The 17,736-nt window shown below is 54.3% G+C and carries 15 protein-coding genes and 1 pseudogene; 7 read left to right on the top strand and 9 right to left on the bottom strand.

Annotation, left to right across the window (positions count from 1 at the left end):
* Window positions 1-18: 18 nt before the first annotated feature.
* The 4 genes and pseudogenes from oxc (at window position 19) to GSD1FS_RS06840 (ending at window position 7,712) form a co-directional block, all read left to right on the top strand.
* Window positions 19-1,785, top strand: coding sequence for an oxalyl-CoA decarboxylase (gene oxc, locus GSD1FS_RS06865; RefSeq protein ID WP_155588958.1), 1,767 nt, complete (start codon window positions 19-21; stop codon window positions 1,783-1,785).
* A gap of 147 nt (window positions 1,786-1,932) precedes the next feature.
* Window positions 1,933-2,991, top strand: coding sequence for an AEC family transporter (locus GSD1FS_RS06860; RefSeq protein ID WP_246166014.1), 1,059 nt, complete (start codon window positions 1,933-1,935; stop codon window positions 2,989-2,991).
* Window positions 2,992-3,374: 383 nt separating this feature from the next.
* Complete coding sequence (locus GSD1FS_RS06855; RefSeq protein WP_246166011.1) at window positions 3,375-4,919, top strand: cellulase family glycosylhydrolase; 1,545 nt, start codon at window positions 3,375-3,377, stop codon at window positions 4,917-4,919.
* A gap of 127 nt (window positions 4,920-5,046) precedes the next feature.
* Window positions 5,047-7,712: pseudogene (locus GSD1FS_RS06840) on the top strand (glycoside hydrolase family 31 protein).
* Window positions 7,713-7,767: 55 nt separating this feature from the next.
* Here GSD1FS_RS06840 and GSD1FS_RS06835 read toward each other — a convergent pair.
* On the bottom strand, window positions 7,768-8,376 hold the full coding sequence (locus GSD1FS_RS06835; protein WP_155588956.1) for a hypothetical protein: 609 nt from the start codon (window positions 8,374-8,376) through the stop codon (window positions 7,768-7,770).
* Between the two features lie 305 nt (window positions 8,377-8,681).
* Window positions 8,682-10,016 (bottom strand): formyl-CoA transferase, encoded by a 1,335-nt coding sequence (gene frc, locus GSD1FS_RS06830; RefSeq protein WP_155588955.1) that lies wholly within the window; start codon window positions 10,014-10,016, stop codon window positions 8,682-8,684.
* Between the two features lie 603 nt (window positions 10,017-10,619).
* On the opposite strand from frc, the gene GSD1FS_RS09905 reads away from it, so the two are divergent.
* Both GSD1FS_RS09905 and GSD1FS_RS06825 read left to right on the top strand, forming a co-directional pair.
* Window positions 10,620-10,949: a hypothetical protein gene (locus tag GSD1FS_RS09905; RefSeq protein WP_246166008.1), complete on the top strand. Its 330-nt coding sequence runs from the start codon at window positions 10,620-10,622 to the stop codon at window positions 10,947-10,949.
* 47 nt (window positions 10,950-10,996) lie between these two features.
* Complete coding sequence (locus GSD1FS_RS06825; RefSeq protein ID WP_246166005.1) at window positions 10,997-11,848, top strand: tyrosine-type recombinase/integrase; 852 nt, start codon at window positions 10,997-10,999, stop codon at window positions 11,846-11,848.
* Window positions 11,849-11,852: 4 nt separating this feature from the next.
* On the opposite strand, the gene GSD1FS_RS06820 is transcribed toward GSD1FS_RS06825, so the two are convergent.
* The 7 genes from GSD1FS_RS06820 to GSD1FS_RS09530 all read right to left on the bottom strand — a co-directional run bounded on the left by GSD1FS_RS06820 (window position 11,853) and on the right by GSD1FS_RS09530 (window position 16,588).
* Entirely contained in the window at window positions 11,853-12,800 is a 948-nt protein-coding gene (locus GSD1FS_RS06820) for a BsuBI/PstI family type II restriction endonuclease (RefSeq protein ID WP_155588954.1), read from the bottom strand.
* On the bottom strand, window positions 12,782-14,185 hold the full coding sequence (locus GSD1FS_RS06815) for an Eco57I restriction-modification methylase domain-containing protein (RefSeq protein ID WP_155588953.1): 1,404 nt from the start codon (window positions 14,183-14,185) through the stop codon (window positions 12,782-12,784). The genes GSD1FS_RS06820 and GSD1FS_RS06815 overlap by 19 nt, the downstream gene beginning before the upstream one ends.
* An 87-nt stretch (window positions 14,186-14,272) precedes the next feature.
* Window positions 14,273-14,488, bottom strand: a complete 216-nt coding sequence (locus GSD1FS_RS06810; RefSeq protein ID WP_155588952.1) for a hypothetical protein — start codon at window positions 14,486-14,488, stop codon at window positions 14,273-14,275.
* Window positions 14,475-15,089, bottom strand: coding sequence for a Rep family protein (locus tag GSD1FS_RS06805; protein WP_246166004.1), 615 nt, complete (start codon window positions 15,087-15,089; stop codon window positions 14,475-14,477). Before GSD1FS_RS06805 ends, GSD1FS_RS06810 begins: the two co-directional genes overlap by 14 nt.
* A gap of 15 nt (window positions 15,090-15,104) precedes the next feature.
* A complete protein-coding gene (locus GSD1FS_RS06800; RefSeq protein WP_155588950.1) occupies window positions 15,105-15,953 on the bottom strand; it encodes a type IV secretory system conjugative DNA transfer family protein in 849 nt (282 codons plus the stop codon).
* Window positions 15,953-16,339 (bottom strand): hypothetical protein, encoded by a 387-nt coding sequence (locus GSD1FS_RS06795; protein WP_155588949.1) that lies wholly within the window; start codon window positions 16,337-16,339, stop codon window positions 15,953-15,955. Before GSD1FS_RS06795 ends, GSD1FS_RS06800 begins: the two co-directional genes overlap by 1 nt.
* A gap of 81 nt (window positions 16,340-16,420) precedes the next feature.
* Window positions 16,421-16,588 (bottom strand): hypothetical protein, encoded by a 168-nt coding sequence (locus GSD1FS_RS09530; protein WP_012576732.1) that lies wholly within the window; start codon window positions 16,586-16,588, stop codon window positions 16,421-16,423.
* Between the two features lie 145 nt (window positions 16,589-16,733).
* Here GSD1FS_RS09530 and GSD1FS_RS06790 point away from each other — a divergent pair, with 145 nt between their 5' ends.
* Window positions 16,734-17,366, top strand: a complete 633-nt coding sequence (locus GSD1FS_RS06790) for a helix-turn-helix domain-containing protein (RefSeq protein ID WP_155588948.1) — start codon at window positions 16,734-16,736, stop codon at window positions 17,364-17,366.
* Window positions 17,367-17,736 lie beyond the last annotated feature (370 nt).

Below are 17,736 nucleotides of genomic sequence, written 5' to 3'. Positions count from 1 at the left end.
TAGAGAGGATTGTTTGCAATGGTTGACGAAACTGCTACAAACGCAAATCAGAATCTCACCGATTCTCCTCATTATCTTGCTGAAGCGCTTCTGAAGAGCGGTGTCAAGACCATGTATGGCGTGGTTGGCATTCCGGTCACTGACTTCGCTCGTATTGCGCAGGGCATGGGCATTCGCTATATCGGCATGCGCCATGAAGAGGATGCGGTCAACGCCGCAGCCGCCGAAGGCTTCATCACCGGCAAGCCTGCCGTCGCACTCACCGTTTCTGCCCCTGGCTTCCTCAACGGCCTTGCCGCGATGCTCGAAGCCACCACGAACGGCTTCCCGGTCATCATGATCGGTGGCTCCTCGTCTCGCCACGTTGTCGATATGCACGAAGGCGAATACGAGGGCCTTGACCAGATGAACTATGCGAAGGACTTCTGCAAGGAATCGTTCCGCATCGACAAGATCGAAGACATTCCGCTGGCTGTAGCCCGTGCGATGCATGTGGCGTGCTCCGGCCGCCCAGGTGCCGTCTACATCGACTTCCCTGATGATGCCGTTGCTCAGACGATGGACAAAGACGAAGCCGAGCAGAAGCTCTGGATCGCCAACCAGCCGGCTCCGGCTATGCCGCCGGCGCAGGCCTCCATCGATGAAGCGCTCAAGCTCCTCTCTGAAGCCAAGAACCCGCTGATGCTCGTCGGCAAGGGTGCTGCTCTCGCGCAGGCCGAAGACGAACTGCGTGAATTCGTGCAGAAGACCGACATCCCGTTCCAGCCGATGTCGATGGCCAAGGGCGTCATTCCAGACGACGACCCGCATTGCACCGCCAGCTGCCGTGGCCTTGCGCTTCGCACCGCCGACGTCGTGCTGCTCGTGGGCGCACGCCTCAACTGGATGCTGAACTTCGGCGAAGGCAAGGAATGGAACCCGAACGTCAAGTTCATCCAGATTGAAATCGACCCGAACGAGATCGAAAACGCTCGCCCGATCGCCTGCCCGGTGGTCGGCGACATCAAGTCCGCAATGGCCATGCTCAACGCCGGCCTCGCCAAGACGTCGGTCAAGGCATCCGATGAGTGGCTGAACGCACTCAAGGCCAACGCCGCCGAGAACGACGCCAAGTTCGCCGCCCGCGTCAACTCCAACACCGTGCCAATGGGCCACTACGATGCCCTCGGTGCGATCAAGAAGGTCTACGACCAGCACAAAGACATGTATCTGGCCAACGAAGGCGCCAACACGCTCGATGATGCCCGCAACATTATCGACATCTACCAGCCTCGCCACCGCCTCGATTGCGGCACGTGGGGCGTCATGGGCTGCGCGGTCGGCTATGCGATCGGCGCTGCTGTGGCGACCGGCAAGCAGGTGCTCTACATCGGCGGTGATTCCGGCTTCGGTTTCGACGGCATGGAAATCGAAGTGGCATGCCGCTACAACCTGCCGATCACGTTCGTGGTGCTCAACAACGGCGGCATCTACCGCGGCGACTTCGAGAACCTCGGCAATGACGGCGATCCGTCCCCGCTCACGCTCAGCCACGATGCTCACTACGAGCGCATGATCGAGGCCTTCGGTGGCAAGGGCTACTACGCCACGACGCCTGCCGAAGTCGAGCAGATGGTCGGCGAAGCGGTCAACTCCGGCAAGCCGAGCTTCGTGCACGTGCAGCTCGCTGACTATGCAGGCAAGGAATCCGGTCACATCGGCAACCTCAACCCGAAGCCAGTCGTAGGCCCGCTCGCCACGTCTGAGATGACGTCGAACCCGTACCTCAAGGGTGCGCACATGTGAGTTGATCCGCGAGATCAACTCACTACGCAAGATTGGTAGCCGGCGCAATCTGCCGGCTACCAATCCGAAGATTTATTTCAATACTTCTGAGTAAGAGAAGAAAATGACAAAATTTTGGTAAACGATATCGTCCCGATCATCGTCATCATGGCATTGGGATATATCTGTGGAAAACTTAGCTACTTCGACGACGACCAGCGTCAGGGCTTGAACAAGCTCGTGCTGAACATCGCATTGCCGGCAGCACTGTTCATCTCCATCGTCAAGGCGACGCGCTCCATGCTCGCGCAAGACGCCATGCTCACTGTGCTCGGTTTCGTGGGCATCATCGTCATGTTCATGCTGAGCTATTACTTGTGCCGCCTGATGTTCCACCGCAGCATTCAGGAAGCTGCAGTGTGCGCGTTGATCGCTGGCTCGCCAACGATCGGCTTCCTCGGTTTCGCCGTGCTCGACCCGATCTATGGTGATTCGGTGAGCACGAACCTCGTGATCGCAATCATCTCCATCGTGGTGAACGCCGTCACCATTCCAATCGGCATGTACCTCATCAACGTCGGTCAGGCCAAGGATCGCGAACGTCTCTCGAAGCAGGCGGTCGCCAATTCCAAGGGTCAGGTGAGCATCGTCAACCCGAAGGACGACAAAGCCGTTGATCCTGCCAAGGATGCGAAGCAAGACAAGAACGCCGAGGTCATGGTGTCGAAGTCTTCGAACATGGGCAAGAAGAAGAACAGCAACCTTGAGGCACTCATCAACGCGCTCAAGCAGCCTGTGTGCTGGGCTCCGCTGCTCGCCATCGTGCTGGTGCTGCTCGGTGTGCGCGTGCCGTCCGCCGTCGCCCCGACCTTCGACCTGATCGCTAAGGCAAACTCCGGCGTCGCAGTGCTGGCTGCTGGCCTCGCACTCTCCACCGTCAAGTTCTCGATCGGCAAGGAAACGCTGTGGAACACGTTCTATCGCTTGATTCTCACGCCTGCCGTGTTCCTTGGCGTTGGCTTGCTGCTCGGCATGGGCAGCGATGTCAACAAGCTCTCGATGCTCGTCATGGCTGTGGCACTGCCTCCGGCCTTCTCCGGCATCATCATCTCGAGCCGCTACAACATCTACGTCAAGGAAGGCGCTTCGACCACCGCGGTCTCCACGGTTGCGTTCGCCGTCACCTGCCTGCTGTGGATCTGGCTCGTCCCGCTCGTCTGCCACTGAGTTTCCGCTCAGCGTAGCGGCAGTGTCTGGTTGATATCTCAAATAGGCGCTGCCGTGCGGAGGCGCTAGCGCAATGATATTGCGCAGTGACTGCCGTGCATGAGTCTTCATAAGCTCCGTCGATTCGTCGACGGAGCTTTCTTTTTTGCGCCCAAATATAGATTGGTCACACAACTTGCCTGCTCGAAATCCGTGCGCATAATACAGTAAAACTTTAAGTTTTACAAATTAACAATATCCTATGATTTCCAAGTTGTTAAGCGGTTAAGTTTAGTGGTATTTTGTGTATGTAATCAGGAATGCTCTATGGCGGAGCAGTATATTTCCGATTACATGCAATGAAGCACATCTGCAATGATGCAGTGAAGGAAGAAAGTAGGCTCATGCATATCAATATCAAGAAAACACTGGCTGCAATAGTTGGCGCAGCGGCACTGGCTGCCGTTGTTCCAGCGACTGCGGCACAGGCGGCAGACAACTCGCTTCACGTTTCGGGAGGCAAGCTCTATTCCGCGGGCAAGCAGTTCATTCCACAGGGAATCAACCATGCTTACCAGTGGTACCCGGAGCACACCAGCTCGATCGCAGACATCGCGAACGCCGGCGCGAACACCGTGCGCGTCGTGCTCTCGGGAGGTCGGTATGGCACGACCTCCGCGAGCGAAGTCAGCAATATCGTGAACCAGTGTAAGCAGAACAATCTCGTCTGCATCCTTGAAGATCATGACACCACTGGCTACGGAGACACCGAATATGCGGCAGACGCGAAGAGCCTCGACGACGCCGTGCAGTTCTGGAAGTCCGTGGGCAGTGCCATCAAGGGTCAAGAAGACTACGTCATGATCAACCTCGGCAATGAGCCCTACGGCAACAACACCGCTGCGCAGTGGACGGCGGGCACGAAGAGTGCCATCAAGCAGATGCGAGACGCCGGCTTCAAGCACACGCTCGTAGTCACCGCCCCGAACTGGGGGCAGGACTGGCAGGGCGTTATGAAAAACAACGCGAAGAGTGTCTACCAGCAAGACTCCAACGTGCTGTTCGACGTGCACATGTATGGCGTGTATAGCTCGGCGAGCACGGTGAAATCGTACATCGACTCGTTCGTCAACCAAGGACTGCCTCTCATGGTGGGCGAGTTCGGCAACAAGCACTCCGACGGCATTCCAGACGCCGCGACGATCATGAGCTACACCAAAGAGAAAGGCGTGGGCTTGCTTGCCTGGTCGTGGTGCGGCAACACGGACGGCGTGGAATACCTCGACCTCGTGAACAACTGGAACGCCGGCTCGCTTTCCAGCTGGGGCAACATGTTCATCAACGGCACCAATGGCTTGAAGCAGCGCGGCGTTGAGAAGGCTGGTATTTACGGCGGCGGCTCAAACGTTGGTGGCGGCGATACGACTGACGATGGCTACCCGATCTGCTCCTCTTCCTCGGTCGATCCTGACGGTGACGGCTGGGGTTGGGAGAACAACCAGAGCTGCAAGGTTGTGAATACCACTGGTGGCACTGGCAATACCGGCAATACTGGCACAACCGATGATGGCTACCCAGTGTGCTCGTCTTCCTCGGTTGACCCCGATGGTGATGGCTGGGGTTGGGAGAACAACCAGTCCTGCAAAGTCGTGAGCAACTCCGGCAACACCGGTAGCGACTCCGGAAACTCGGGCAGTGACTCCGGCAATACTGGCAATACCGGCGATGGCAATTACCCGATCTGCTCCTCGTCTTCGGTCGATCCTGACGGTGACGGCTGGGGTTGGGAGAACAACCAGAGCTGCAAAGTCGCAAGCAACTCCGGTAATTCGGGCAATTCCGGTTCCACCACGAGCCCAGACGGTTACCCATACTGCTCCTCGTCTTCCGTCGATCCTGACGGTGACGGCTGGGGCTGGGAAAATAACCAGAGCTGCAAAGTTCGCTAGTGAGTAATACTCAATAATTAATAAGTATTGAAAATCCGCGGGTCTGCTGTGCCGAAGCGCACGCAGACCCGCGTTCTATATATCTATATAATTTGATCGCGCGCGTCGCATTCTATAGTTGCAGATTATGGAACATCAGTCTTTTCAGCACCTGACCGAACACCTCAAGCCGGTTGCTCCGCGCGCGCAGGTCGTGCAGGGGGAGCAGTGGCGCATCAGCGTGCTCACCGACTCGCTTATTCGCATCGAGTGGTCGGAGCGCGGCATATTCGAAGATCGCCCGACGCAAACAGTACTCAACCGCGACCTCGGCCGCGATGTGCAGATGACGGTCGCGCACGCCGGCGCGAACTCCGGCGTGCGCATCGAAACGCCCGCGCTCACGCTCGACTATGACGGCCAGCCGCTCAGCAGAGAAGGATTGTCCATCGTGGTGAAAGGTGTGCCCGCGAGCCAGTTCAACACGTGGCACTACGGCGATGTTTCACGTGGAAACTTGAAGGGCACGACACAGACGCTTGACGAAGCAGACGGCGACGTGCCGCTCGGCGACGGCATCCTTTCGCGCGACGGCTGGGCTGTGCTCGATGACACGCGCAGTAATATTCTCGCGCAAGTCAGCGAAGTCAACGGCGAACCCAACCCGTTCGGCACGTGGCCGATCGCGCGCGAATACGTCACGTCGGCGAGCGTGACGGCGACCCCAGCTACCAAGATCTCTATTTCTTCGGCTACGGACTGCGCTTCACCGAAGCGATCGACGACTTCTACCGTCTCACCGGCCCGACGCCGCTCATTCCGCGCTGGGCACTCGGCAACTGGTGGAGCCGCTTCTACCGTTACTCACAAAACGAATATCTCGAACTCATGCGCCGCTTCAAAAACGTGGGCATCCCGTTCAGTGTGTCGGTGATCGACATGGACTGGCACATCACCGATGTTGACCCGAAGTTCGGCTCCGGCTGGACCGGCTACAGCTGGAACCGCGAGCTCTTCCCCGACCACCGGCAGTTCCTGCGCGAACTGCACCGCGAGGGACTGCGCGTCACACTCAACGAGCACCCGCGCGACGGCATCCGCGCGTTCGAAGACGACTACGCGCACGTCGCGCGCAATATGGGCGTCGATCCGGATTCGCAGGCACCGATTATGTTCGACCCGTCGAGCCCGCGCTTCATGGACGCGTACCTTGACCTGCATCATCGCATGGCGCGCGAGGGCGTGGACTTCTGGTGGGTGGACTGGCAGCAGGGCGGCGTCACACGGCAGAAGGGACTCGACCCGCTGTGGATGCTCAATCACACGCATTACCTCGACTCGCGCGATTGCGCGCAAAGCAGCGCGCAGAATGCGCAGAATAACGCGTATGTCAGTGCGCACAATAATACGCAGAATAACTCGCAAAATAATGTGCAGAATAGCGCGCACAGCACAGTGCCCGCGAACACTGAGCAGCCGCGCCCGTGGCCGCTCACATTCAGCCGTTACGCGGGCCCCGGCTCGCACCGATATCCGATCGGTTTCTCGGGAGACACGGTGATGACGTGGGAATCGCTCGATTTCCAGCCGCGCTTCACCGCAACAGCTTCGAATATTGGCTACGGCTGGTGGAGTCACGACATCGGCGGGCACATGCTCGGCTACCGAGATAACGAGCTCGAGCTGCGCTGGTATCAGTACGGTGTGTTCAGCCCGATCAATCGTCTGCATTCAAGTAACTCGCCATTCTCCGGCAAAGAACCGTGGAATTTCCCCGAGCCTATGCGCTCGCAGATGATTCGCGCACTGCGACTTCGCCACGAGCTGCTGCCGTATGTATATACGATGAATTATCGCGCCGCGTTCGGCAACCGCCCGCTTATCGAGCCGATGTATTGGCGCTCGCCACACGAGCCTACTGCGTACTGGTATCCGAACGAATATTATTTCGGCACGCAGCTGATCGTCGCGCCGATCACGCGCGCCGTCGATCCGCATACGCTACGCGCGCGTGCCGATTTGTGGCTGCCGCAGGGGGAGTATTACGACTTCTTCGAAGGCCGCCGCTACGTGAGCGCCGACGCTGGCGGGCGACGCCTGACAGTATGGCGCGGACTTGACCGCACGCCAGTGTTCGCTCAGTCTGGCGCGATTGTTCCTTTGCAGATACTGGAGGATGGCGCTGCCGTGAATTCGGTGGATAATCCTGCGCGCTTACGTGTGCTCGCGTTCCCTGGCAGCGGCGAGTTCGAGATGATCGAGGACTCCGGCGAATGGTCTGCGGCACTGCCGGCGACTGCGCGCACGCGTCTGAGCCAGCAGTGGGGCGAGGATGCAACGGTGTTCACGGTGTCAGCGGTGGAAGGAGATGCCGCGGCAGTGCCGGCAGTACGCGATTGGACAATCGTGTTCCGCGGTGTGGCACGGCCTGATGCCGAGCAAGCGCAATCGCTTCAGGTGTTCGTTGATGGGCATAGCGCGGTGGCGACCATGCACTATGATGAGTCCACGTTGTCGCTATCCGTCACAGTTGCAGCCGTTTCCGCAAGCGCGCCTGTGGAGATCCGTTTCGCCAAGCCGCTGGGCATCGCCAGCAATCGTGCGCTCGAGGACTGCCGACAGATTCTGCTCGAATCCCAGATGAGCAATGTCGGCAAAGACCTCGCATGGGAGGCGATCAATCGGCAAGGGGCTGCTGCGCTGGCGTCCATGCCGGCTTTGGATGTGCAGCCGGGTGCCCACGATCCGATCCTCACATCGCATGTTCCTCAATCGGTTATCGCAGCCCTCACCGAGCCTCTCCCTCGCTCCTAGCGACCAATATATAAGTGTCGCTTGGAGTGCGCTTGGTGACTCATATATAGATGAGTCACCAAGCAAATCTGCTGCCGTGCTCGCGTGCAGTTAACAGATCATTTCTGTTGCGTGCACGCGAGGGATCCTCTTCGCGTGCAGTTAACAGATTCGTTCTGTTGAATGCAGTTGTAGCCGTTTCTTCGTGCACAGCTAGCAGATTGTTTCTGTTGCGTGCACGCGGGAGATTCTCTTCGCGTGCAGTTAACAGGTTCGTTCCGCTGAATGCAGTTGTAGCTGCCTCTTCGTGCACTGTCAGCAGATTGTTTCTGTTGCGTGCGTGCGAGTGGCTTTCCTCGTGTGCATTTAGCAGATTGTTTCTGTTGCATGCAGCACAGTCGGCTTCTTCATGCACACTCAGCAGGATTACTCTGCTCCATGCAGCGGGGCAGGCTTCCTCACGTGCAGTTAACAGATTCACTCTGTTAAGTGCAGTTGAAGCCATCTCTTCGCGTGCATTCAGCAGAATGACTCTGTTGAATGTAGCGGTGTGAGTTTCTCTATGCACGCGCAGCAGGATTATTCTGCTCAGTGCAGTGCAGCAGACTTGCTCGCGTGCAATCAGCAGAATATTTCTGTTGCATGCACACAAGGAGCTCTCTTCGCGCGCAGTTAACAGATTCATTCTGCAGGGTGCAGCCGTAGCCGCTTCCTTGTGTGCACTCAACAGAATCTCGCTGTTAAGTGCAGTCGTAACTGTTTCTTTGTGCACATTCAGCAGGTTGCTTCTGTTGCGTGCAGCCGAAGTTGTCTCTTCGCGTGCAGTTAACAGATTCGTTCTGCTGTGTGTAGTCGAAGCTATCTCTTCGTGCACAGTTAACAGAACGGATCTGCAGAATACAGCGCGGGAATAAGTAAAGAAAAGGTGTGGGTGACAGTAATCTAACTGTCACCCACACCTTGTTAGGAGGGGTTCAACTTAAGCGATTATCACGCCTGCGGAGCGGCAGCGGTGAGGTCTGCCTTCACGCCGTCGTTGCTGCCGATAACGCCCTTGGCATTAAGAGCAGCGATCTGGTCGTCGGTGTAGCCGAGCGACTTCAGAATCTCTTCGTTGTTCTCGCCGAGCTTTGGAGCGCGCTGATAATCCGGAGCGTAGTTGCTCATCGTGAACGGCAGGCCAATGGTCTTGAACTTGCCGCGAGCGTCGCCCTGATCGATGGTGACGAGCGTGCCGTCTTCGTTCAGATCAGGATCGTTCTCGAGCTCGTTCCAGTCGAGCACTGGGCCAACCGGAACGCCCTTGGCACCGAGTTCCTTGGTGAGCGTGTACTTGTCGTACTGCATCGTGTATTCCTCGACGCGCTTGTACACCTCGGCCTTGTGCTCATCGCGAGCGTTCGGCGTGCTGAACTTCGGGTCGGTGAGCCAATCTTGGAAGCCCATGGCGTTGCAGAAGTTCTCGAAGCCCTTCTGAGACTGCTGAATAACGATGTACACGTATGCGTTCGGATCGGTCTCCCAGCCCTTGGCGCGGTAGCACCAGCCGAGCACCAAGCCACCTTCGGCGTTGGCTGCACGCGGAATGGCCTTGCCGAACTTGTAGCCCGGGTAGCAGTCGTAGTAGGAGAGCTGATGCAGATGATCGAGGATCAGCTGATCACGAAGCTTGATGCGGCAGAGGTTCAGCACTGCGTTCTGCATCGACTGATAGACGAACACGCCTTCGCCGGTGTGCTCGCGCTGCATCAGAGCAGCGAGAATAGCGATGGTCAGGTGCATGCCGGTGTTGGAATCGCCGAGTGCTGCGCCAGACTGGGTAGGAATGTTCTTATCGCCATCCCACCAGCCGGTGGTGGAGGCTGCGCCGCCTGCGCACTGTGCAACAGGTTCGAATGCCTTCACATGCTCGAAGCGGCTGCCCTGGTTGAAGCCCTTCAGCGATGCCATGATCAGCTTCGGGTTGATCTTATGCACTTCATCCCAGCCGAAGCCGAGCTTTTCAACGTCGCCAGGGCCGATGTTCTCAACGAACACATCCGCATCCTTGAGCAGATCGGTGAGAATCTTCTTGCCTTCAGGATCCTTCATGTCGAGCGTGATGGACTTCTTGTTAGCGTTGAGCTGCAGGAAGTACAGCGAATACGAGCCGTCGACATCGTTCATTTCGTTACGTGTCGGATCGCCGCCGTGAACCTTCTCGAGCTTAATCACTTCAGCGCCCAACCATGCGAGAATCTGGGTGCACGATGGACCAGACTGCACCTGAGTCCAATCAATAACCTTGATGCCTGCCAACGGTGCGTTGTTCGTAGCCTGAGCCATATGACCTCCTTGAATAGATATATAGCCAATTGCCACCCAATATACACCCGAATATTCGGCAAATCGGTGCATTTTAGCTACTGGAAACAACGTGCGCATATGTTGACACCCGCAATCTGCTTGGCTTCCGCCATGAAACCACGAAAATATGCTGTGAGGTAAGTCGCGCCATCATTATTTTCCCTCATTTTGCTGGAAGGGATATAAAACTCTTGTAATGCCAAGTATTTGAAATTAGTTTTCGTTGAAAAATAGTGGTTTCTGCGAAGCGCGTACATGCCCGCTCGGGAGTTTTATATCCCCGCCAGCAAAATGAGGGGGCGCTGAGAACGAGAAAAGCCAGAAATCGTTAGGATTTCTGGCTGATTAGTAGCGGGGCATGGATTTGAACCATGGACCTCTGGGTTATGAGCCCACGTTCTCTCATATTGTTCTAGTTTGTTATTGTCTATTATATAGTGCGACAATGGCTTAAAACACGGCATTTTGTTTGTTCCGTGTTGGTTGTGATTGGCGAGTTTGTCCAACTTTTGTCCAGATTATTTGTGTCCAGATTTGTCCAAATTTGGTAGCATAGAACCAACTGTTGAAGGAGTAGGCGATATGACGAAGCGGGAAACATCCGGACAGATCACCGAATTGGAGCGAGGACGGAAGTATTCGATTCGTGTCCGTCTCGCTCCAGACAATGAACATAAGTCTTGGCACTGGTCAAAGTCGCGTAAGGTCTATGGGAACAAAGCCGAGGCCACAGCAGCGATGGTTGCCTACAAGCAGGAACTCGAGGATGAGCGTTCCGGCAAGAACGTGACGGTAGCGGAATACGCTGACATGTTCCAGTCCAATCGCAAGGCTCTCGGTACGGTTTCTGTACTCACTATTGAGCGGGAACAACATGAGATTGACCGAATCAAAAATATCTTGGAGAGATAAGAGTAATCGACCTTACCTCGCAGCAGATTGAGAATGCCTATTTACGCATGTCGGAACAGGATGGAGCTTCGCCAGACGCCATTCACAAGGTCCATATGAAATTATCCCAGATCATGCGCAAGGCTTTCTTGGATGAACTGATTAACCGCAACCCATGTGATGCGGTGGAAGGTATCAAACGTCCAAAGGTGAGCCAACAGAAGCGTAGGGAAACGCGAATCACCAAGGAGCAAGCCTTAGCGTTCGTTCACAAGATCAAGCAAGAGCCGCAGGATGGACGAATCGTGGCTGTCTGGTTGGGCGTGGCCACAGGTCTTCGCCGTGGCGAAGCATTGGCGCTGGTGTGGGAAGACGTGGATCTAGACAACGCACGACTGCGTATACGCAAACAGCTCGGCAAGGAGAAGATTCTGAAGGATCCCAAGACTGCCAAGTCTCGACGTACCATTTCCATCGATAAACAGACAGTTGAATTTCTGAAACAGTGGAAAGCTCGCCAACATGACATGTTCAGCGCAGCAAGTGTTGAACAGCAAGATGATTCACCGGTATGCAGCAACGAATTATGCGGCTTCTTGGATCCTGACAACTTCAGCCGTTGGCGTCGAAAATTTTACGTCAAAGAAGGTTTGGCGCACTATGCCAATGAGACTCGATATGTTGATAAGCGCGGAGTCGAAAGGGTGAAACAGACTGGCTACGTCGGTCCTAATTTCCATGCGCTTCGTCGTGCTCAGGCTACACTACTTGTTGCCGGAGGCGTGGATCCTAAAACGGTACAAGCCCGTCTTGGTCACGAGAGCCTGAACACGACGTTGAATATCTATGCTGAGGAGGTAGGAGAAAACGACCGCAAGGCAGCTGACTTTATGGGAGAGCTGCTTCGCAGCCAATGTTAGTGACCTACTCTCCGTATGGTCCCATGAAACGGGATCCGTTGAAGTGCATCATATGATCTGGTGTGTCGGCGCACCATGCTTCGGTTTCCCATGCTAGTAGGGCGAGGTACTTTTGCATGGTCTTGCGATCAGGGAAGCATGAGACCAATACGGTTTTGTCCCACTGATCGGAGAACAGTTCGTGCAGTTCATTCTTTCTGGTCACGTCAACCGGGCCGTGAGTACTTGCAGCCTCCATGAGGAATAGCCACCCCCGTTTTGCGTCCCAAGCGATGACGTCTGGCGCTTTCTCGCGAGCCTTAAGACTGATTCCGAGTTCATCCAGCAATGCGGGGTCTACGGCACCATGCTTATGGTCAGTATCGTCGATATAAGCGACTTGGCATCCGGGAGCAAAGCGTGGCAGCATTTCCTCCACCATTGCTTTGATCAGAAGAGACTGACCACTTGGAGACAGATTCAGAGCAGTACCTGAAGGAAGAATCACAGGTGTTTTTGGCATGTTCTTCCGTTCCTCTGCAAGAGATTGATAGGATTCATACTGCTCGAGGAATTTCTTAAGAATCAATTCGAATTCGGACTCGCCGCGATGCAGCAGCATATTCAACGTGTCATTTGTTATACGGTAGTTCCATTTTGGAGAATTGATTGGGCGATCGGGTCGATCGGCATTCTCCTCCACTAATTCGGCGATTACGAATTGATGGAGCGTAAACCTGCGGATGGTTTCACGGGTATTTGGTTTGTAGTCCACTTCATAGTAGTCTCTAATCCAATCCATGATGGCGCGGGTTCCCAACATGGGATTGGTAGCCTGCTGCCAGTTGTCTCCGGGCTTGAGCTGAAGTAAGGCGAGCAATGTCATTGCGCTACGCTCATTTTGTTGGTCCTTGCCAACTCCAAGTTCGCGCAATGTGTCAATGGCATCAGCGATTAGCCGGCTTTTGTCCATGAAAATAAACCTCCAACCGTTTGATCAATCAGGCTTTGGCTTGCGTAAATATCAGTAGGTAGCAGACGCGAAAGCTGGATAAGCTGTTCCTTGGATGGACAGGGGAGCTGCCGTAGATCGGTTGCGTTGACTTGGGTGCTACCGGAAATCTGGCGGTACCAGTTGTCGATGATAGTTGTGGATAGCCAGAGCGTTAACCCGCGTGCGACATCACTATCCAGAGGCATTGTCCTACGCGATGTGCCCTGATGAATGTAATTCAACTTATTGTCGGCTGCAAATTCTACGTCACTGCTGAGGTACGAAGCATTAATGCGATGAAGCTGCTCTTTGGCTGAGAACCGATTGACAAGACAATAGTTGCCAGCCGGAAGCAAGACATTGCGATCGGTTGCGCTACTGGTTACCCATTGCTTTCGGTCACATTCGATAGGATGTTGGGTCCTCAGCCCATTTTGATTATCGGACCAGTATAGGGGATATCCGTCCACGGGCTTGTCTTCCGACAATAAATCACGGTTCCGAAACCACACCAACTTACCAGTCGAAACCCATAGTCCTCGAGCTTCCAAAGACTTGAATTCGGATAAGCGGGAATCTTGCTGTTGTATGCAGAGAATGAGGTCTTTCCCGAGGGTGATCGAATTCAAAGAAGCCTGTACTGATGATTGTGACCCCAATGAATGAGCCGGCGTAATATCACCATAAATAGTGACACTGTTTGTTTGCGGACGTTTCGATACCTTGAGCAGCATGATCTCCTGAAGAATGGACATGTCCTTGAAGTGCTCTTGACGAGAACCGTATACTGCGATCACATCAATGCTGCATTCATCGAAGAGCCATCCTCGGAAGTCCTTGAAGTATGCGCCATTCATCCACGAACGGGGAATAATCGCAACGCATTCTCCGCCTTCGGAAAGCGCCTGAATTGCAATCACTAGAAAAGCCGCATAGAGGTTGGTAATTTTCAAATCACCTCTACTAGTAGGAATGGTGATCGGACGAATCTTTTTGTATGGAGGGTTGAGGATGACTCGGTCAAATTTGGTATCGAGTAAAACATCAAACACTGACGCATTGATAACTTTTGCTCTATCGCAAACTTGAGCAAGGGAGAGCTCAGAAGCAGAAGCGAGCTGGGCATCCTGTTCGATGGCTAAGACGCTGCTACCGGGAGCTGCTTGGCGTGCAGTTACGGCTCCTAATATGCCGGTACCGGAGCCAAGATCAAGTATGTGAACGGGGTTGTCAGAGTGAGTGAAGAGACTCGCGGCTTGTTCGGCAACTGGCATAGGAGTAAGAAACTGTTCCCATTGCTGTTGCCGTTTCGGAGAGAGGGAGGCAGCAGCTTTGTTGCGTATCTCGGCGATGGTTTCACTCATGTGGTTAAGGATAACTGGTCCCATCGTCGTGTACGGAAAGGCCCAGTTCTCTTCTAGTTGCCTATGAGAAGAACCGGGCCGATATTTTTAACGTTGGCGTTTGGGCCAGCTGATGGGGATACCGCCATTGACGGTGAGGTAGTCGTTCAGGGCCTTCTGACTGATGTAGTCCTTGTTTCCCACTCGGATTGATGGCAGTGCATCCATCATTAGACGGGCCTTGGAACGACCTACGCCAAATATGGCTTGGAGGGCTGCGACATCGAGGAATTTGAGCTGTACGTCTGGCTCAAGCTTTTCCATGGCGTGCCTCCTTAGGCAATGCGAAATACGAGTTCCAGTAGCTCCAGATGACTTCTCGACAGAAAGTGACTTGTTTAGTCGCGAACTCGAGAAGGTCGGGGTGGTCAGCCTCACAGGCCTTCAGAAGATCGAAATACCCGTGAATGCGCTCTTCCTCCACCAGTTTGACAATGGACATGGCGTCGGATTGATTGCCTTCAACCAGTGCGATCTTTTTCCAGTCCGCACCGTTGAACTCGAGCACGTCTTCGGGACTGTATGGAGCTTTGTCCGGATCATCCATGTGGATCAGGTATCGAGCCATGCCACGGGGGTTCTCCAGTCGCAGGATTACCTTTGGGCCGCCGAATTGCTCAAAGAAACGCTCGGCGTTCTGACGCGTGGTCGTGTTGGCCCACATGGCGATCACATGTCTGTGTGGTTTCTTTAACTCGCCGGTGGCGATGTCGGCAATGTCCTGATCGTGTACGGGAGAGACGAGGATTTCCAGACCGCTGATCTTCATTCGGTTTTCCCAATCGTCGGGACAACTATCGCCCGGATAGATCAGACCGCACCAGTATCGTCCTTTTTCATTGGTTGTTTTTCGTTGATGAGTCATGTTGTCCCTCATCCCTCATCCCTTGTGGGGGCGTCGTAGTAGCCCCCACAAATTGTCCGTTGGGTGTGAGCGGGCTCTCGCTGTCGCTTCGCCCGCTTCGTCGTCGGTGCTGGGGCGTCGCAGTGAGTGGATGTCCTGATCCGTCATGAACGGCGCGTGGATATACTTCACCGTGTTGGATTCGCTATCCCAAAGGTAGCCATCGCCTGGGCGGTTATAGCTGATCTGCCATGGACGGGCACCACGCTGTACGGCGTCCTCGCCAAGGGCCATCACAGCCTCGCTCTTGGAATTCAGACGCAACGCTAACGTGGTAAGCAGTAGACTTCGGTAGGGCAGACTAGTGCTCACGCGCGGGTTTTGCGTGGCTACGACCACGGTACAGTTCAACGCTCTAGATCGAGACAGTGCCGATCTGATGGACTCCACGCATGCGTCCGAAGTCTTCTTGTCAGAACCGGAACGGATGAGGTCGGCGGCCTCATCAATGATGAGCAGGCGGTGCCGCTCGTGCCGATCATCGACGGTGCGGACTTGCCCACGCCAACGTTCGGCTCGTGCGTCCACGTCCGTGTTGAAAGCAGAAAGGAGCTCTTTCGCTTCTTGCAGGGAGTACGCTTTGTTGTCGAGCACGGAGACGTAGTTTTCAGCCTCCATGCCGGATTTCAAATCAATGAACCAGACTTCCCCGCCAGCCTCCACTTCTTGCCTGATGATGTTTGCGATGACACTGCCCTTGCCGGAATTAGATTCACCGATGATGGCGAGGTGGGCGGTGCGGGGTATCGAGGCCATTTGCTTTGGCCTCGATACCTCTGCACCTAGCTCATACCGTTGAACGGCATTTTGTCTCTTAAGAAGCATTATCGGAGCTCCTTCAGTTTTGCGAAGGTGACCTTGTATTGCGCTGATTGGAAGAGCTTGCGTGGAATGATCCGGACCTCGGTGGGCTGGAATCTCATTCCCAATCGTGGAGCTACTTCGTCCGCCCACTTGTTGATTCCCTCGTCGCTCGTGTAAGCGGCTGGAATTGTGAAAGTGATTCGTGAGGGGTTCCAGCGCCATTCCACGGAGCAGCATTTGATCTGTTCTTTCGTGAGGGACATCGGCTTAGCAGATAGTGCGGATGCCATGAGACTATTGCGTAGAGCGAATACCACGTATGCTGCGACCCCGATAACTGCAATAGCGCAAGCGATTGCAAGAATGGCAGCCGGATGTTGATGTACTAAGGTGATGAGTGCGTCCATTTGTCCTCCTTGGTTGGACTTAAGGTTTTGGATTGTGGATGTGGCTGGAGGACGTTGTCGGACGTCCTCCAGCGCTATATGTCAGATGCCGAGGGTCTGCTTGATCATGGCCATTTCGAGCTTGCTGGGGAAGATTCTGCCGATCGACATTCCGTCGAGCAGGACTTCGATACACTCGTAGCGGTTACCGGCTTTGCTGATACCCTGCACGATTTCCGCGTGCAGCCGTGGTGTCTGTTCGTCTGCCATTTCATCACCTCCTTTCCGCGTTGCGTTTGCGTGTGTAATTCCATCCAATCGCATGTCTGAAAGCATGCATTCAGAAAGGTGTAGAATTTACACTTTAGGTTTTGCTTTCTGTTGGAATAGCAACGTTTTGAGGATTTGGAGAATTATGCAAATTGATTCTGAAATGCTTGTAGAAGCATTAAAGAAATCTGCCCTGAAACAGGGAATGACATACAAACAACTTGGACGCCGACTGGGCTTCAGTGCGGATAAAGCCAAGAATGTGTTTACCGGTCGAACTCGGCTAAGTGGTGATGATGTGTTGCGTATTCTTGGGGATCCGCAATACGACTTACCGCGATTGAAGAAATATCTCCCATACTGGAGATTGCGTCGAGCAATAGTAGACGTCGACAGAAGTAGTGACATCATTGATGCTGTCAATGAGAGTGTGATGATGTTTCCTCGTCGTATTCAAGGATCTGCTATGCAGACGAATGACCATGAACCGTTGAGTGAACTTGCTCGAGATGTTATGGATGATAAGGAATGGTGGGTGCTAAGGAATGGCTGGATATGTTCGGCAGAGATTAAAGGAGCTCTGATTAGCTTTGCTCCAATCGCACCGGACTTTGTGACGGCTGTACGGGCAATGAAGAAGATGGGGTGGATTTATCGCAATGGTCAATCAGTGCATGCTGATTGGGAAAAATCAATGGAGGGGCGACCGGACAAAAAGCCTCAAGCAATTGTGAAAAACAGTTGCGTGCATTCATTTTGGACGAAAAAACGGTTTTGAGCTAGATGGTGACTTTCGTCAATCTGTTAGCGGCTCCGCTATCCAAGAAATTGAAGTCGATCGTGCCGCCCAACTAGAACACTACGTTGACGAAGTTGAAACATTGTTGAGAATTGGCCACGATATAAGTTGCCCGAAACTGCTGACAGATATGGCATATCGGTTAAGGCTATGTATCAAAGCAAGTTTGATTATCTAGAAACCAATGTTCTTGGGATGTGCGGTATCTACGATGAGTTGAAAGAAGAAAAATCGATATTGATCAAGATGTGGAACGACGATACAAACGAATTATGTCTGAGGACGGTAGTCATTATCGGTACTCAGTGTTGATCGATCCCATACTTGCGGTGAATGATCGGCGTGGGCA

This window comes from Bifidobacterium canis, assembly GCF_009727065.1.
Taxonomy (GTDB): domain Bacteria; phylum Actinomycetota; class Actinomycetes; order Actinomycetales; family Bifidobacteriaceae; genus Bifidobacterium; species Bifidobacterium canis.
This window is presented reverse-complemented; position numbering and strand designations above follow the sequence as displayed.

Coding starts and splice junctions, on each gene's coding strand:
- oxc (WP_155588958.1), top strand. CDS start 19: ATGGTTGACGAAACTGCTACAAACGCAAATCAGAATCTCACCGATTCT.
- GSD1FS_RS06860 (WP_246166014.1), top strand. CDS start 1,933: ATGGCATTGGGATATATCTGTGGAAAACTTAGCTACTTCGACGACGAC.
- GSD1FS_RS06855 (WP_246166011.1), top strand. CDS start 3,375: ATGCATATCAATATCAAGAAAACACTGGCTGCAATAGTTGGCGCAGCG.
- GSD1FS_RS06835 (WP_155588956.1), bottom strand. CDS start 8,376: ATGAATCTGTTAACTGCGCGCGAAGAGAGCTCCTTGTGTGCATGCAAC.
- frc (WP_155588955.1), bottom strand. CDS start 10,016: ATGGCTCAGGCTACGAACAACGCACCGTTGGCAGGCATCAAGGTTATT.
- GSD1FS_RS09905 (WP_246166008.1), top strand. CDS start 10,620: ATGACGAAGCGGGAAACATCCGGACAGATCACCGAATTGGAGCGAGGA.
- GSD1FS_RS06825 (WP_246166005.1), top strand. CDS start 10,997: ATGTCGGAACAGGATGGAGCTTCGCCAGACGCCATTCACAAGGTCCAT.
- GSD1FS_RS06820 (WP_155588954.1), bottom strand. CDS start 12,800: ATGGACAAAAGCCGGCTAATCGCTGATGCCATTGACACATTGCGCGAA.
- GSD1FS_RS06815 (WP_155588953.1), bottom strand. CDS start 14,185: ATGAGTGAAACCATCGCCGAGATACGCAACAAAGCTGCTGCCTCCCTC.
- GSD1FS_RS06810 (WP_155588952.1), bottom strand. CDS start 14,488: ATGGAAAAGCTTGAGCCAGACGTACAGCTCAAATTCCTCGATGTCGCA.
- GSD1FS_RS06805 (WP_246166004.1), bottom strand. CDS start 15,089: ATGACTCATCAACGAAAAACAACCAATGAAAAAGGACGATACTGGTGC.
- GSD1FS_RS06800 (WP_155588950.1), bottom strand. CDS start 15,953: ATGCTTCTTAAGAGACAAAATGCCGTTCAACGGTATGAGCTAGGTGCA.
- GSD1FS_RS06795 (WP_155588949.1), bottom strand. CDS start 16,339: ATGGACGCACTCATCACCTTAGTACATCAACATCCGGCTGCCATTCTT.
- GSD1FS_RS09530 (WP_012576732.1), bottom strand. CDS start 16,588: ATGGCAGACGAACAGACACCACGGCTGCACGCGGAAATCGTGCAGGGT.
- GSD1FS_RS06790 (WP_155588948.1), top strand. CDS start 16,734: ATGCAAATTGATTCTGAAATGCTTGTAGAAGCATTAAAGAAATCTGCC.